The organism is Pseudoalteromonas sp. Scap06 (genome assembly GCF_013394165.1).
Classification (GTDB): Bacteria; Pseudomonadota; Gammaproteobacteria; order Enterobacterales; family Alteromonadaceae; genus Pseudoalteromonas.
Genome location: NZ_CP041330.1, coordinates 18,140 through 31,332 on the forward strand (window position 1 = coordinate 18,140; position 13,193 = coordinate 31,332).

A 13,193-nucleotide genomic window follows, 5' to 3' on the forward strand; every position below is an offset into this window, starting at 1 on the left:
TAATCACTACAGATTAAATTTTCGAGTCATACAGTAGTTATTTTAATTTACTAATAAAAAAGCGATACGCTCAATGCAATTTCGTACCATCATAAAAATTCTTGGCCAACTGGTCGCGCTATTTAGTATTACAATGGTGCCACCAGCACTCGTGTCTTTAATTTATAAAGATGGCGGAGGGGTACCGTTTGTTTTAGCCTTTATATTTAGCGTTATTATTGGCTTAATGGCTTACTATCCAAATAGGCATGAGCATGGTGATTTAAAAGCACGCGAAGGCTTCTTAATTGTGGTTTTGTTTTGGTTGGTACTAGGGGCGTTTGCGTCATTGCCGCTGATATTTTTACAAGAACCCAACCTCTCTTTGGCCGATGCAGTGTTTGAAGCTTTCTCAGGCTTAACTACCACAGGGGCGACCGTATTAACTGGCATAGAATACTTGCCTAAATCGGTATTATTTTATCGCCAGCAATTACAGTGGTTTGGTGGGATGGGGATCATTGTATTAGCAGTAGCCATACTGCCAATGCTTGGCGTCGGTGGCATGCAGTTGTACCGAGCTGAAATTCCTGGCCCAGTAAAAGACTCCAAAATGACCCCGCGTATTGCCGATACAGCTAAGCACCTTTGGTATATTTACGTATCTATTACTCTTGCGTGTACTTTGGCGTATTGGAGCGCAGGGATGAACTGGTTTGACGCTATATGCCATGCTTTTTCTACAGTTGCTATTGGTGGTTTTTCTACTTATGACGCGTCAATGGGGCACTTTGATAGCCCTGTAATTAACTTTATTTGTGTGTTCTTTTTAATTATAGCCGCTATTAACTTTTCACTACATTATGCCGCTGTAGCAAGCCGTAATATTAGTGTGTACATTCGCGACCCTGAGTTTAAAGTATTCTTGTGTATTCAGTTAGCGCTGGTGGTAATTTGCTTTACTGTGCTTTCGTCTCATGATATTTATGCAAATGGTGATGAAACCCTCGATCAGGCGTTGTTTCAAGCGGTGTCTATTAGTAGTACTGCAGGGTTTGCCACAGATAATTTTTCAGCTTGGCCGTTGTTTTTACCTATTTTACTTATTTTTTCTAGCTTTATTGGCGGCTGTGCTGGTTCTACCGGTGGTGGTATGAAAGTTGTTCGTGTGTTTTTGTTGTACTTGCAAGGGGTGCGCGAGCTTAACCGCTTAGTACATCCTCGAGCAATATATTCAATAAAACTCGGGCGTAAAGCCTTACCCGACAAAGTAGTTGAAGCGGTATGGGGCTTTTTCTCAGCTTATGCACTAGTCTTTATTATTATAATGTTAGCGTTAATGGGCACAGGGTTAGACAACATTACCGCATTCTCTGCGACGGCAGCATGCCTTAATAACTTGGGCCCAGGTTTGGGTGACGTAGCCTCTCATTATGGTGCGATTAGTGATGCCGCTAAATGGATACTAACAGTCGCTATGGTATTCGGCCGATTAGAGATATTTACACTGTTAGTGCTATTCACCCCAACATTTTGGCGCGGATAAGGTTTTAAATATTAGGAAGGAACTATGCAAAAAACCAATTTGGAAAAGTTAAACCAAATCGTCACAGGTGGCATAGTCGATGTAGAAATACTGACACCAACCAGTAGCCGACGTGTAAAAACGGAGTTTATTGGTTTATTAGAAAACAAATTTATTATTTTAAACTATCCCAGCGCTAAGCGACTCCCCATGGCAAGTGATTTCCTGCGTGATGGTGTTATGGTGGTGGTAAGGGCGCTTATAGAGGGCAGTGGTGGGCACATTATTGCTTTTCGTCAGCAACTTATGTCTGTTGCCTCTCACCCTGCTAAATTGTTGTTTATTCAATACCCTTCACAAGTACAGTTGTTTGCGCTTCGCTCACAAGCACGCATACCCACGTTGTTTCCTGCTAAGTTAACATTAACCGATGAGCAGCCTCCCTTTGAAGGGGTTATAAAAGACATTTCGCTCACCGGTGTTATGTTCGATATTAAAACCACCCAAGAACTCGATGAGTTAAAAGACATGCGCTGTACGGTTGTATTTGATGGCGATACTAAGCATGAGGGGCAAATATGCAGTGTAAAAAAACATGCTAGCGGTATCTGTTGTGGGATTCGATTATTTGCCAGTGAAGAGCAAATGAAAGCGTTAATGGGAGATCACTTTATTGACCCTAGTGCGCTTGAAGTTGAAATAGTTTAGGGGCATATCAAGTTGAACAAGCTTCTATTATAAGCTCAGCATACTCACGTGATTTCGTCATTTTGCAACAAATAGCCTTGTGCGGCTGTAAATTTTCAACGTCATCTTAAATTTATTTTTAAACTATTTAAAAACAGTAACTTAAATCTATTTTTTAATTATAGTTTTTTATTTATAACAAAATAAATCTCAACTAACCTTCCTTTTTGTTTAATTAACTCGCTTTGTTAGTGGTTTTTCACTGATCGTGTGGTGTTTTTATAAAAACCAACCCATTGTTTTTTAAGACTTTAATTTTATCGCTTTATTCACTGTTGCTAAAGAGCAACAAAATAACGAGTGAAATAATGCTACTTAAAGCTATTTTAAGGTTAACCCATTGAAAATAAAATACTTTTCATTGTTGGCATCGAAGTTGTAATAGTCAGGTTGTATTGAACGAAACGTGATTTGAAGTAAAACACTTAATCGCATAAAACATAAACTTTGAAGGAAGATTGATTATGAAAAGCATTAATAAAACTTTAGCACTTATCGCATTGGCTTCTTCATCAGCTGCTTTTGCAGCAAGCGATTTTGATACGCTAGACGTTGACGGCAACGGCGCGATCAGTCAAAGCGAAGCATCAGTTGATGCAAAACTAATGAGCCTATTTTCAGAGCTTGATACTGACCAAAACGATGAGCTATCAAAAGAAGAGTTCTCTAAAGCATAACCCTAAGTTATTAAACTTTGGGAGCTAAATCTCCCACATTATTTAAACGATTTTAAGGAATACTCATTATGAAAACATTACACAAAACATTCGCACTTATCGCACTTGCTTCTTCATCAGCAGCTTTTGCTGCCAGCGATTTTGATACACTTGATACTGACGGTAACGGTGCTATTAGCCAAAGTGAAGCATCAGTTGATGCAAAGCTAATGAGTATGTTCTCAGAGCTTGATACAGACCAAAACGGTGAGCTATCAAAAGCAGAATTTTCTAAAGCATAAGCTAAAGCTGGGTATATTCTGAGTTGCCAAAGACAACCTAAGTAGGCAAGGGAGCCTATGAAAAAGAATGGCAAGGACGGTTATAGCCTGACATTTCCAATAGCACAAAGCATTACATTTTGAAGGATTAAATTATGAAAACATTACACAAAACATTCGCACTGATCGCGCTAGCTTCTTCATCAGCGGCCTTTGCCGCTAGCGACTTTGACACAATTGATGTCGACGGTAATGGGGTTATTAGTCAAAGCGAAGCTGCTGTAAATGCTGATTTAACGGCCGCATTTACTGAGCTTGATACTGACGGTAATGGTGAGCTTTCTAAAGCTGAGTTTGCAAACTTTTAATTTTTAACTTTTTTCATTGCACAGGGATCTCAGAAAAGGATTTCCCTCTTTAAGGAGACTTATTATGAAAGCATTAAATACAACACTTGCGATTTTAGTATTATCATCATCAGCGGCATACGCAGCAGTAGACTTTGCCTCTTTTGATAGCAATGGCGACGGTGTAATTAGTCAGCAGGAAGCGGCTGCTAATAAACAACTCATGAACATTTTTGATGACTTAGATACTGACGGAAATGGTGAACTTTCTAAAGAAGAGTTTGCAAGAGTACAATAAGTATTACCCCATCATACTCCACTAAAGCCGCTTAATAGTCAGCGGCTTTTTTGTGTTTGTTGATTACTTAACTCAAGCAGTTTAATTATAGAAAAATAGCGCTAACTTGGAATAACTTTTCAACCACGTTAATGTGTTTCTTATCAATTAAGAACATAATTACATGATCGCCTGATAGAATTATCGTGTCGTCGTGGGCAATTAGTACATCGTCATTACGTACAATTGCACCTATTGTGGTACCTGCTGGCAATTTAATATCTGCAATCGCGCGACCCACTACTTTAGATGTGTTTTCATCACCATGGGCAACTGCCTCTATGGCTTCTGCAGCCCCTTTACGCAGTGAATACACATTTACAATGTCGCCTCGGCGCACGTGCGTAAGTAACGCAGAAATAGTCGCTTGTTGTGGTGAAATGGCAATATCAATTTCACCGCCCTGTACTAAATCAACGTAAGCACCTCGTTGAATAAGCACCATGGTTTTTTGTGCCCCCATGCGTTTTGCGAGCATGGCCGACATAATATTCACTTCATCATCGTTAGTAACGGCAATAAATACATCAACTTGTTCAATGTGTTCTTCAGAGAGCAACTCTTGATCGGACGCATCACCACAAAATACCACGGTGTTGTCGAGCATTTCAGAGAGTTGCTCTGCGCGCTCTTTACTGCGTTCTAATAATTTAACGCTGTGGTTTCTTTCTAGTGAGCGTGCAAGGCCAGCACCAATGTTACCGCCACCGGCTATCATAATTTTTTTGTACGAGCGTTCCAGTTTTTGTAGCTCGTTCATTACCGCACGAATATGTTTGGTGGCGGCAATAAAAAATACTTCATCGTCGGCTTCTATTACAGTAGTACCCTGCGGTTTTATTGCCTTGCCTTGACGGTAAATAGCGGCTACCCGGGTTTCTACATTAGGAATATGTTGCTTAAGTGTAGATAGGGCATAGCCTACCAATAAACCGCCATAGTAGGCTTTTACAGCTACTAAAGAGAGCATGCCGTCGGCAAATTGTAATACCTGCAATGCACCAGGGTAATCTATCAAACGGCGAATATATTTAGTTACGAGTGCTTCTGGGGCTATGTAATGATCGACAGGTAAATCATCATTATGAAAGAGTTTTTCGCGGTATTTTAAATATTGCTCAGAGCGAATGCGGGCAATTTTGGTTGGCGTATTAAAAATACTGTAAGCAACTTGGCATGCCACCATGTTTACTTCATCTGAGCTGGTTACGGCGATAATCATATCGGCATCTTCAGCTCCTGCGCGACTCAACACGTCAGGGTGGGCGCCGTGGCCTGCAACACCTTGTAAATCGTATTTATCTTGCAGTTCACGCAAGCGGTTACCGTCGATATCAACTACGGTTATTTCGTTTTGTTCACCCACTAAGTTTTCTGCGAGTGTGCCGCCAACTTGTCCAGCACCGAGTATGATTATTTTCATTATGTACCCGTATTATTAATACTAATTACATCAAAATAATAACTACCTCAAAGCGAGGTAGTTAAATGTGTTGCGTTGCAATACTAGGCTTTTTTAACTAATTTAGCGTAGTAAAAACCGTCACTTTCACCTGGTAACAGCTGTAAGCCTGGTGTGGTTTTTGTGTCTTCGCTGTGCAGAGGAATATGCTCCACATCGTCGTTATTAGCTAAAAACTTAGCAACTTGTTGTTGGTTTTCTTGAGGAAGTACCGAGCAAGTTGCATACACTAATGTGCCGCCTGGTTTTAACAATGGCCAAATGCTATCGAGTATATCGCCTTGTAGGGTCGATAAGTCGTTAATGTCGGATGCGCGACGTAGCCATTTTATATCTGGATGACGACGAATTACGCCCGTTGCAGAGCAGGGTACATCTAACAAAATACGATCAAACTGATCTTCATCCCACCAAGTGTGAGGTTGCGATGCATCACCACATTGTAAGTCGGCGCCCAAACCAATTCGTTCTAAGTTTTGTTTAACACGTTCTAATCGTGTGGCATCGCTATCAAGCGCGAGCACATCTGCATCGGCAAGCTCTAAAATATGGCAGGTTTTACCACCAGGCGCTGCACAGGCATCAAGTATTGCATCACCATTTTGTGGGTCTAGGTAGCGAGCTGCAAGCTGCGCTGCCGCATCTTGTACTGAACAAGCACCGGTATCAAACTCAGGAAGTGAAAACACATCGCGTGGTTTGCTTAGTTTAATGCCATCAATAAAATCAGGGTTTAGAGTGTGTTCAATATCGTTAGCGGTTAGCATTTCGCTATATTCTTGGGTGCTAAACTGCGATTGATTCACTCGCAGCCACATTGGCGCTTGCTGTTGGTTTGCTTCTAGAATGTCTTCCCAGTGATCTGGATAGGCTTCTTTTACTTGCTTTATAAACCAATTTGGGTGGTTGTATAAACATACCGGAATTTGTTTGGCTTTTTCTTCAAGCTCAACTTGCTGACGTTGAAAGCTTCGTAAAATGGCGTTAATAAGCCCTTTTAAGCCAAGAGCGCGCAATTGTTGTAACGCATTAACCGTTTCGCTAATTGCTGCATGCGGCGGTACACGCATGTGTTGTAGTTGGTAAATGCCTACATACAATAAAAACTGGAAAATACGACGTTTGCCTTTAAGCGGTTGCTCGACTAGATGCTGGCAATAATTTTCTAGGCTAGGTAAGTAACGTAATACTCCATAGCAAATTTGCTGCAGTAAGGCTTTATCTTTAGGTGATAAGCCTTGGCTAGCGAAAGGGAGTTCTTGATTAAGCGATGCGCCTTTATCAACCACGTTATATAAAGTTTCAGCGGCTAGCGCTCTGACATTGCTTACATTACTCATTATTTTCGCCTAATACGGTGCCGGGTGTGACCCAATCGCTACGACCGTTTAAAAAATCATTAATTGCCATTGGCTTTTTGCCTTGTGGTTGTAATTCGCCAATAGATAAAGCGTGTTTACCACAAGCCACAACGATACCGTTTTTATCACTTGCTAAGACAGTGCCAGATGCGCCTGATTGTTCAACCACATTTGCTTGGTATATTTTTACCGTATTACCACTCATTTGGGTAAAGCATACTGGCCATGGGTTAAAGGCACGAATGTTGCGCTCGATTTGCTCGGCATCCATAGACCAATCAATGTTGGCTTCGTCTTTTGAGAGTTTTTTAGCGTAATTGGCATCGGTATCGTTTTGTGGTTCAGGCGTTATTTCCCCGTTGGCTAAACGATTTATGGTATCGATTAATGCATCAGGCCCGAGTTCAGCAAGCTTAGTGTATAAGCTGGCACTGGTTTCAGTATTATCAATAGGGCAGCGGCTAATATGCAGCATATCGCCGGTATCTAGCCCTTCATCCATTTGCATTATCGTTACACCGGTTTGCTGATCGCCTGCCCAAATAGCACGTTGAATAGGCGCGGCACCACGCCAGCGCGGTAAAATAGAGCCATGCACATTTAAACACCCTAAACGCGGGGCATCTAAAATGGCTTTAGGTAAAATTAAACCGTAGGCAACCACAATCATGATATCGGCATTGAGGCTGTTTAATTCTTCAAGTGCCTCATCTGTTTTGAGAGATTGCGGCTGAAAAACAGGTAGCTCATGTTCTAGTGCAAGCGCTTTTACTTCACTGGCTTTTAGTTTTTTTCCGCGACCCGCTGGACGATCTGGTTGACTGTAAACGCCCACAATTTGGTGTTCACTATTGATGAGTGCTTGCAGGTGGCGTGCAGCAAAGTCCGGCGTACCGGCAAATATAATGCGTAATGGTTGTGTCACTGAGTTTCCTAATTATTTACTAAGGTGCTTATTATTGCGCTGCAAACTTCGCTTCTTTTTCAAGCTTTTTACGGATGCGTTGGCGCTTTAATGGAGATAAATAATCAATAAATAATTTACCTTGAAGGTGATCAAGCTCATGCTGAATACAAATCGCTAATAATTCGTCGGCATCAAGAACAAACTCTTTACCTTCTTCGTTGAGTGCAGCCACGGTAACAGTCTCTGCACGGTCAACTTTTGCATACGAATGAGGAACTGACAAACAGCCTTCTTCACTCACGGTAGAGCCATCTTTTTTGATAATTTGTGGATTGATAAGTACCAGTGGTTCATCGCGTTCTTCTGATACATCGATCACCACAATACGTTGGTGAATATCAACTTGCGTAGCAGCAAGTCCAATACCATTTTCGTCGTACATAGTTTCTAGCATATCTTTGACGATTTCACGTACTTGGTCGTCAACAACAGTTACTTCTTTTGCGATTGTACGTAAACGTTCATCTGGAAATCTTAAAACTTCTAACCTAGCCATAGTTACCTTTTACACTTATGCTTAAATTTAGGGTATCGTATGTTCTTATTTTAGCCATTCACGTTCCCCTTTAACAGGTTTTGATTAATAATAATGAAAAAACACTATGAGGAAGCTCAATGAAATCTCCATTCATTGCAATAATACTTGCATTAAGTGCTACTTTTCCTGTGCTAGCAGATGTACTAACTATAAAAAAAGACGCGCCTAAACAGTACGTTGTAAAAAAAGGTGACACGCTTTGGGATATCTCAGCGATATATTTAAACGAGCCGTGGCTGTGGCCTGAGTTATGGCAAATGAATCCGCAAATAGGCAATCCTCATCTTATTTACCCGGGCGATGCGTTAGCATTAATTTACGATACAGACGGTAATCCGCGTTTAGTAATTAATAAAGCGTATAGAAAGCTATCACCTATAGGGCGTATTACTCCTAAAGGGAAAGACGCTATCACTACATTACCGCTTGCGCTGATTAAACCGTATTTGTCATTTGAACAAGCGATAAACAGCGATTTGGTAAAAGAAAAACCCTATATTTTAGGTGCAAACGAAAATACTAAAACTCAAACTATTGATCATATTCTATATGTTAAAGGTAATTTAAAGCGCCATCAGGCTTATGCTATTTACCATGAAGGAGCGCCTTACACCGATCCTAAAACAGGTGAAGAACTAGCGAGTAGAGCATCTTATGTAGGTATGGCCCGGGCCTTTAGAGCTGGTGATGCCGCCAATGGCGAACCTGCCTCAGTCAGGGTTGAATCAGTAAAACGTGAAATTAAACAAGGTGACTTTTTATTACCCGCCATGGAAGGGCAGATGCTGCCAGTGTATTTTAATATGCATCGTCCTACCCAGCCGCTGCAGGGCCATGTAATTGCATCTCCTCGTGAAGTGAGAGAATTTAGCACGATGGATGTGGTGGTGCTAAACTTAGGCTCTGAGCAACAAGTTGAAGTGGGCCATGTACTTGATATTGAACGCCAATCACCTAAAGTAATTGATGGTGCTCGAGGTCCGCGCTATACCGAAGATTCAAGTCGTTTAGAAAAATTGGTATCGGCTACTAGCGAATTATTCGGCTCAGAAACTGATGAAGACAGCATAACGTGGAAAATGCCAGCTGAAAAAGTTGGTGAAATGATTATTTTTAAAGTGTATGACAAAGTTAGTTATGCGCTGATCACTAAAAATCAGCACCCAATTCGCATTGGAGATTTAGCAGTTATTCATTAAGTAGCGAGTCGGTGTTCTAGGAGGGAACATGGAACAATCGTGTGGCAAGCTAAATCATTGGCTTGCCTTTTACTTATGCAAAGGGCTAGGGATTAAAACGCTCTTAGCCCTGTCTCAACAATACAGTTTAGCATCGCTGTTTTCTTTATCACACGCTGAGCTAGTAAACATTGGTTTAACGGCTCACCAAGCTAGCAACTTACTTAACACTAACTGGCAGCAAGTTGCACATTATGAGCAGTTGATCAGCCAACAAAACATTGTTGTTATTAGTATTTTTGATACCACCTACCCAGAACAGCTAAAACAAATAGCCAGTGCGCCACTATTACTTTTTTGTAAAGGGGATATCAGCTTGCTGGCTTCGCCGCAAATAGCCATTGTTGGCAGTCGAAACGCAACGACTACAGGGCTTGAAATTGCTGCTGAGTTTGCACACCAGTTAACCCTTGCTGGCATAACAGTAACCTCAGGTATGGCGCGAGGTATTGACGGTGCTGCCCATAAAGGGGCACTGTCAGGAAATGGCAAAACCATTGCAGTGCTAGGGACAGGCGTTGATATTTACTATCCTAAACGCCATAAGTTACTCACAGAGCAAGTATTAGCAACAGGCTTATTGGTTAGTGAGTTTTTGCCTGGTACGGCTGCCAATGCGCACAACTTCCCACGGCGCAATCGTATTATTTCAGGGCTCTCCTTAGGCGTTTTAATTGTTGAAGCCGAAATAAAAAGCGGCTCACTGATCACCGTACGTTATGCACTTGAACAGAATAAAGAGGTTTTTGCGGTACCCGGTTCAATTAAAAACCCGCTGGCACAAGCCAGCCACTTTTTAATTAAGCAAGGTGCTAAGCTGGTTGAGAACGTCGCAGATATCCTTGATGAGATGAACTTTTCATACCCTTCTGGTCTAAACTATAAAGAGTTAACTGATGCTGTAACCTCAGATTGTGAGGTACTTAATAGTATTGGGTTTGAGGTGACTAGTGTGGACGATATTATGCGTCGAGTGCAGTGGCCAATTGATAAAGTACAAGCGCGATTGCTTGATTTAGAGTTAGACGATCAAATTGAGCGAGTATTAGACGGCTATATTAAATCAAGCGCTGGAGGATAATATGTTTGATATTCTTATGTATTTATTTGAAAACTATGTTCACAGCGAAAGCGATGTTTTTGTTGAGCAAAGTAAGCTTACTGATGAGCTACTGCGCGCTGGGTTTAACAAGCCGGAAATAAACAAAGCTATTGACTGGTTAGATCAACTTGCCGCATTACAATATAGTAATGAGTCGCCTTATTTATTAGCCACTGAGCAGCATGCAGTGCGAATCTTTACCGATAGCGAGTGTCGAGTTCTTGATACTGAATGCCGTGGCTTTTTAATGTTTGTTGAACAAACCGGCGTTATTAATAGCACCACTCGTGAAATGGTGATGGATCGTTTGGCGGCGCTTGATAATTCAGCCATTACTTTAGAAGATTTAAAATGGTTAATTTTGATGGTGTTATTCAATGCCCCTGATTCTCAGCAGGCGTATGAGCAAATGGAAGATCTTATTTTTGATGAGCCTAGCGAAGTGTTACATTAACCATTATTGGGTGTTTTATTATTTTCAGCGTTAACAAACCGACTGCCATAGCTTGTATCTTTAAGGGTTTTGGGTATATTAGGCGAAAATTCACCAACCACTAGGATTTACATGAGTAAAATCGATCATTCACTTTTCTCGGCCAATAAACACGCCTTAGAAAAAGAATATGATATATGCCCGCAATGTGGTTCAGAACTCGTCATTCGTAATAGTAAATCTGGGCCTTTTTTAGGCTGCGCTAGTTACCCTAAGTGCGATTTTATTCGCCCGCTTGCACATCATGATAGCAATGAAATAAAAGTACTTGAGGACAGCGAGTGTCCAGAGTGTAGCAAGCCGCTGGTGGTGAAAAATGGCCGCTACGGTATGTTTATTGGCTGTACCGGTTACCCTGAATGTCATTATATTGCCAGTGAGCATGACGATACGCCAAGTGAAGAGCCTGTGATTAGTTGCCCTAAATGTAAAAAAGGGCATTTAGTTTCACGCAGTAATAAGTTTGGTAAAGTATTCTATTCCTGCGACTGTTACCCAAGCTGTAAATATACGCTTAATCATAAACCTGTAGCTCAAGCGTGTCCTGTATGTGACTGGCCAGTTGTTACTGAAAAAAAAGCCGCGAGTGGTGTTGTGTTACAATGCCCACAAAAAAGCTGTATGCATAAGTTTGCTGCCACTGAATAACATAAATATCTCTGGAGACAATTTTGTCTGACCTTTCTTCTTTATCTGCTGCAATAACAAGCTTAGAACAAGGCGATGTTATTTTATACCCAACTGAAGCTGTTTATGGCTTAGGTTGCGATCCTGATAATCAACAAGCGGTGGAGCGTTTACTTGATATTAAACAACGCCCAGTTGAAAAAGGGCTTATTTTAATTGCTGACAATTACGGGCAATTATTAAAGTACGTGGATGACGCTAAGTTGCCCATGGACAAACGCGCTGATATTTTTTCAAGTTGGCCTGGTGCTATTACCTGGGTTATGCCTGCAGCTAAAACCACGCCGAAGTGGTTAACAGGGCAATTTGATACTATTGCAGTGAGAGTAACTAACCATCCTACAGTTAAACGTTTATGCCAAGAGTTTGGTAAACCATTGGTATCAACAAGTGCAAATTTAACTGGTCAAGCAACGGTAACAAGTATTATTGAGGCGCAGCAGCAGTTTGCAGATCAGGTTAGTTTTTATGTTGATGAACCATTAGGTGGTAATACACAACCAAGCACCATTAAAGATGCCACAACAGGCAATATATTCAGAGGTTAACTATGCAAAGCGAATTATTAAAACAAGTAAAAGCCTACTTTATGGCTTTGCAAGATACCATTTGCCAAGGCTTAGAAGCAGCAGATGGGAAAGCACAATTTGTTGAAGACAGCTGGCAGCGAGAAGAGGGCGGCGGTGGTCGTACTCGCGTTATTACCAATGGTAATGTGATTGAGCAAGGGGGAGTTAATTACTCTCATGTATTTGGTGCCTCTATGCCGGGCTCTGCCACTGCACATAGACCTGAGCTTGCAGGACGTAGTTTTCATGCGTGTGGTGTATCGTTAGTGATTCACCCTAAAAACCCACATATACCAACAAGCCATGCCAATGTACGTTTTTTTATTGCCGAAAAAGAAGGTGAAGAACCGATTTGGTGGTTTGGTGGTGGTTTTGATTTAACCCCGTTTTACCCTGTACTTGAAGATGTAGTGCATTGGCACCAAGTTGCGCACGATGTGTGTCAGCCATTTGGCGATGATGTTTATCCAAAATATAAAAAATGGTGTGACGAATACTTTTATTTAAAACATCGTGATGAAACCCGCGGCGTAGGCGGCTTATTTTTTGACGATTTAAATGAGTTAGGTTTTGAGCAAAGCTTTGCATTTATGCAATCGGTGGGTAATGGCTTTTTAGATGCTTACGTTCCTATTATTGAACGTCGTAAAAACGATCAGTACACCGAACAACAACGTGACTTCCAATTATACCGCCGTGGTCGTTATGTTGAGTTTAATTTAGTCTGGGACCGTGGCACATTGTTTGGTTTACAAAGCGGTGGCCGTACGGAATCTATTTTAATGTCGATGCCACCTTTAGCCCGTTGGGAGTATAACTATACCCCAGCCGAAGACAGCGCAGAGGCATTACTATATAAAGATTTCTTAAAGCCTCGAGATTGGTTAGCACTGGGCTAAGAATG

At 41.4% G+C, this 13,193-nt stretch carries 16 protein-coding genes; 12 read left to right on the top strand and 4 right to left on the bottom strand.

Annotation, left to right across the window (positions count from 1 at the left end; genetic code table 11):
- Nucleotides 1-73 precede the first annotated feature (73 nt).
- The 6 genes from FLM47_RS00070 (at nucleotide 74) to FLM47_RS00095 (ending at nucleotide 3,833) form a co-directional block, all read left to right on the top strand.
- Complete coding sequence (locus FLM47_RS00070; RefSeq protein ID WP_178954447.1) at nucleotides 74-1,525, top strand: TrkH family potassium uptake protein; 1,452 nt, start codon at nucleotides 74-76, stop codon at nucleotides 1,523-1,525.
- A gap of 24 nt (nucleotides 1,526-1,549) precedes the next feature.
- The gene (locus FLM47_RS00075; protein ID WP_178954449.1) at nucleotides 1,550-2,212 is read left to right on the top strand and encodes a flagellar brake protein; all 663 of its coding nucleotides are present in this window, start codon (nucleotides 1,550-1,552) and stop codon (nucleotides 2,210-2,212) included.
- Between the two features lie 503 nt (nucleotides 2,213-2,715).
- A complete protein-coding gene (locus FLM47_RS00080; RefSeq protein ID WP_178954451.1) occupies nucleotides 2,716-2,928 on the top strand; it encodes a calmodulin in 213 nt (70 codons plus the stop codon).
- A gap of 68 nt (nucleotides 2,929-2,996) precedes the next feature.
- The gene (locus tag FLM47_RS00085) at nucleotides 2,997-3,209 is read left to right on the top strand and encodes an EF-hand domain-containing protein (RefSeq protein ID WP_008112939.1); all 213 of its coding nucleotides are present in this window, start codon (nucleotides 2,997-2,999) and stop codon (nucleotides 3,207-3,209) included.
- Nucleotides 3,210-3,343: 134 nt separating this feature from the next.
- Nucleotides 3,344-3,556, top strand: a complete 213-nt coding sequence (locus tag FLM47_RS00090; protein ID WP_178954453.1) for an EF-hand domain-containing protein — start codon at nucleotides 3,344-3,346, stop codon at nucleotides 3,554-3,556.
- A gap of 64 nt (nucleotides 3,557-3,620) precedes the next feature.
- Nucleotides 3,621-3,833 carry an EF-hand domain-containing protein gene (locus tag FLM47_RS00095; protein ID WP_178954455.1) on the top strand — a complete coding sequence of 71 codons (213 nt, stop codon included), beginning with the start codon at nucleotides 3,621-3,623 and terminating at the stop codon, nucleotides 3,831-3,833.
- Between the two features lie 85 nt (nucleotides 3,834-3,918).
- Here the strand turns inward: FLM47_RS00095 and trkA are convergent, their stop codons facing one another.
- From trkA to def, 4 genes are all read right to left on the bottom strand, one after another.
- On the bottom strand, nucleotides 3,919-5,295 hold the full coding sequence (trkA, locus tag FLM47_RS00100; protein ID WP_054202928.1) for a Trk system potassium transporter TrkA: 1,377 nt from the start codon (nucleotides 5,293-5,295) through the stop codon (nucleotides 3,919-3,921).
- A gap of 83 nt (nucleotides 5,296-5,378) precedes the next feature.
- Complete coding sequence (gene rsmB / locus FLM47_RS00105; RefSeq protein ID WP_075169469.1) at nucleotides 5,379-6,674, bottom strand: 16S rRNA (cytosine(967)-C(5))-methyltransferase RsmB; 1,296 nt, start codon at nucleotides 6,672-6,674, stop codon at nucleotides 5,379-5,381.
- Nucleotides 6,667-7,620 carry a methionyl-tRNA formyltransferase gene (gene fmt / locus FLM47_RS00110; RefSeq protein WP_178954457.1) on the bottom strand — a complete coding sequence of 318 codons (954 nt, stop codon included), beginning with the start codon at nucleotides 7,618-7,620 and terminating at the stop codon, nucleotides 6,667-6,669. Before fmt ends, rsmB begins: the two co-directional genes overlap by 8 nt.
- A gap of 31 nt (nucleotides 7,621-7,651) precedes the next feature.
- On the bottom strand, nucleotides 7,652-8,158 hold the full coding sequence (gene def / locus FLM47_RS00115; protein WP_138609096.1) for a peptide deformylase: 507 nt from the start codon (nucleotides 8,156-8,158) through the stop codon (nucleotides 7,652-7,654).
- 119 nt (nucleotides 8,159-8,277) lie between these two features.
- Here def and FLM47_RS00120 point away from each other — a divergent pair, with 119 nt between their 5' ends.
- The 6 genes from FLM47_RS00120 to hemF all read left to right on the top strand — a co-directional run bounded on the left by FLM47_RS00120 (nucleotide 8,278) and on the right by hemF (nucleotide 13,188).
- Nucleotides 8,278-9,399, top strand: a complete 1,122-nt coding sequence (locus FLM47_RS00120) for a LysM peptidoglycan-binding domain-containing protein (RefSeq protein WP_138609094.1) — start codon at nucleotides 8,278-8,280, stop codon at nucleotides 9,397-9,399.
- Nucleotides 9,400-9,427: 28 nt separating this feature from the next.
- Complete coding sequence (gene dprA / locus FLM47_RS00125; RefSeq protein WP_178954459.1) at nucleotides 9,428-10,519, top strand: DNA-processing protein DprA; 1,092 nt, start codon at nucleotides 9,428-9,430, stop codon at nucleotides 10,517-10,519.
- Between the two features lies 1 nt (nucleotide 10,520).
- Nucleotides 10,521-10,994, top strand: a complete 474-nt coding sequence (locus FLM47_RS00130; protein WP_010392756.1) for a DUF494 family protein — start codon at nucleotides 10,521-10,523, stop codon at nucleotides 10,992-10,994.
- Between the two features lie 111 nt (nucleotides 10,995-11,105).
- On the top strand, nucleotides 11,106-11,681 hold the full coding sequence (locus tag FLM47_RS00135; RefSeq protein ID WP_178954461.1) for a type I DNA topoisomerase: 576 nt from the start codon (nucleotides 11,106-11,108) through the stop codon (nucleotides 11,679-11,681).
- Nucleotides 11,682-11,704: 23 nt separating this feature from the next.
- Complete coding sequence (locus tag FLM47_RS00140; RefSeq protein WP_178954462.1) at nucleotides 11,705-12,268, top strand: L-threonylcarbamoyladenylate synthase; 564 nt, start codon at nucleotides 11,705-11,707, stop codon at nucleotides 12,266-12,268.
- Between the two features lie 2 nt (nucleotides 12,269-12,270).
- A complete protein-coding gene (gene hemF / locus FLM47_RS00145; protein ID WP_178954464.1) occupies nucleotides 12,271-13,188 on the top strand; it encodes an oxygen-dependent coproporphyrinogen oxidase in 918 nt (305 codons plus the stop codon).
- The last annotated feature ends 5 nt before the right edge of the window (nucleotides 13,189-13,193 follow it).

What these genes read in the sequence shown, in the direction of transcription:
- FLM47_RS00070 (WP_178954447.1), top strand. Translation starts at nt 74, where the DNA reads ATGCAATTTCGTACCATCATAAAAATTCTTGGCCAACTGGTCGCGCTA.
- FLM47_RS00075 (WP_178954449.1), top strand. Translation starts at nt 1,550, where the DNA reads ATGCAAAAAACCAATTTGGAAAAGTTAAACCAAATCGTCACAGGTGGC.
- FLM47_RS00080 (WP_178954451.1), top strand. Translation starts at nt 2,716, where the DNA reads ATGAAAAGCATTAATAAAACTTTAGCACTTATCGCATTGGCTTCTTCA.
- FLM47_RS00085 (WP_008112939.1), top strand. Translation starts at nt 2,997, where the DNA reads ATGAAAACATTACACAAAACATTCGCACTTATCGCACTTGCTTCTTCA.
- FLM47_RS00090 (WP_178954453.1), top strand. Translation starts at nt 3,344, where the DNA reads ATGAAAACATTACACAAAACATTCGCACTGATCGCGCTAGCTTCTTCA.
- FLM47_RS00095 (WP_178954455.1), top strand. Translation starts at nt 3,621, where the DNA reads ATGAAAGCATTAAATACAACACTTGCGATTTTAGTATTATCATCATCA.
- trkA (WP_054202928.1), bottom strand. Translation starts at nt 5,295, where the DNA reads ATGAAAATAATCATACTCGGTGCTGGACAAGTTGGCGGCACACTCGCA.
- rsmB (WP_075169469.1), bottom strand. Translation starts at nt 6,674, where the DNA reads ATGAGTAATGTAAGCAATGTCAGAGCGCTAGCCGCTGAAACTTTATAT.
- def (WP_138609096.1), bottom strand. Translation starts at nt 8,158, where the DNA reads ATGGCTAGGTTAGAAGTTTTAAGATTTCCAGATGAACGTTTACGTACA.
- FLM47_RS00120 (WP_138609094.1), top strand. Translation starts at nt 8,278, where the DNA reads ATGAAATCTCCATTCATTGCAATAATACTTGCATTAAGTGCTACTTTT.
- dprA (WP_178954459.1), top strand. Translation starts at nt 9,428, where the DNA reads ATGGAACAATCGTGTGGCAAGCTAAATCATTGGCTTGCCTTTTACTTA.
- FLM47_RS00130 (WP_010392756.1), top strand. Translation starts at nt 10,521, where the DNA reads ATGTTTGATATTCTTATGTATTTATTTGAAAACTATGTTCACAGCGAA.
- FLM47_RS00135 (WP_178954461.1), top strand. Translation starts at nt 11,106, where the DNA reads ATGAGTAAAATCGATCATTCACTTTTCTCGGCCAATAAACACGCCTTA.
- hemF (WP_178954464.1), top strand. Translation starts at nt 12,271, where the DNA reads ATGCAAAGCGAATTATTAAAACAAGTAAAAGCCTACTTTATGGCTTTG.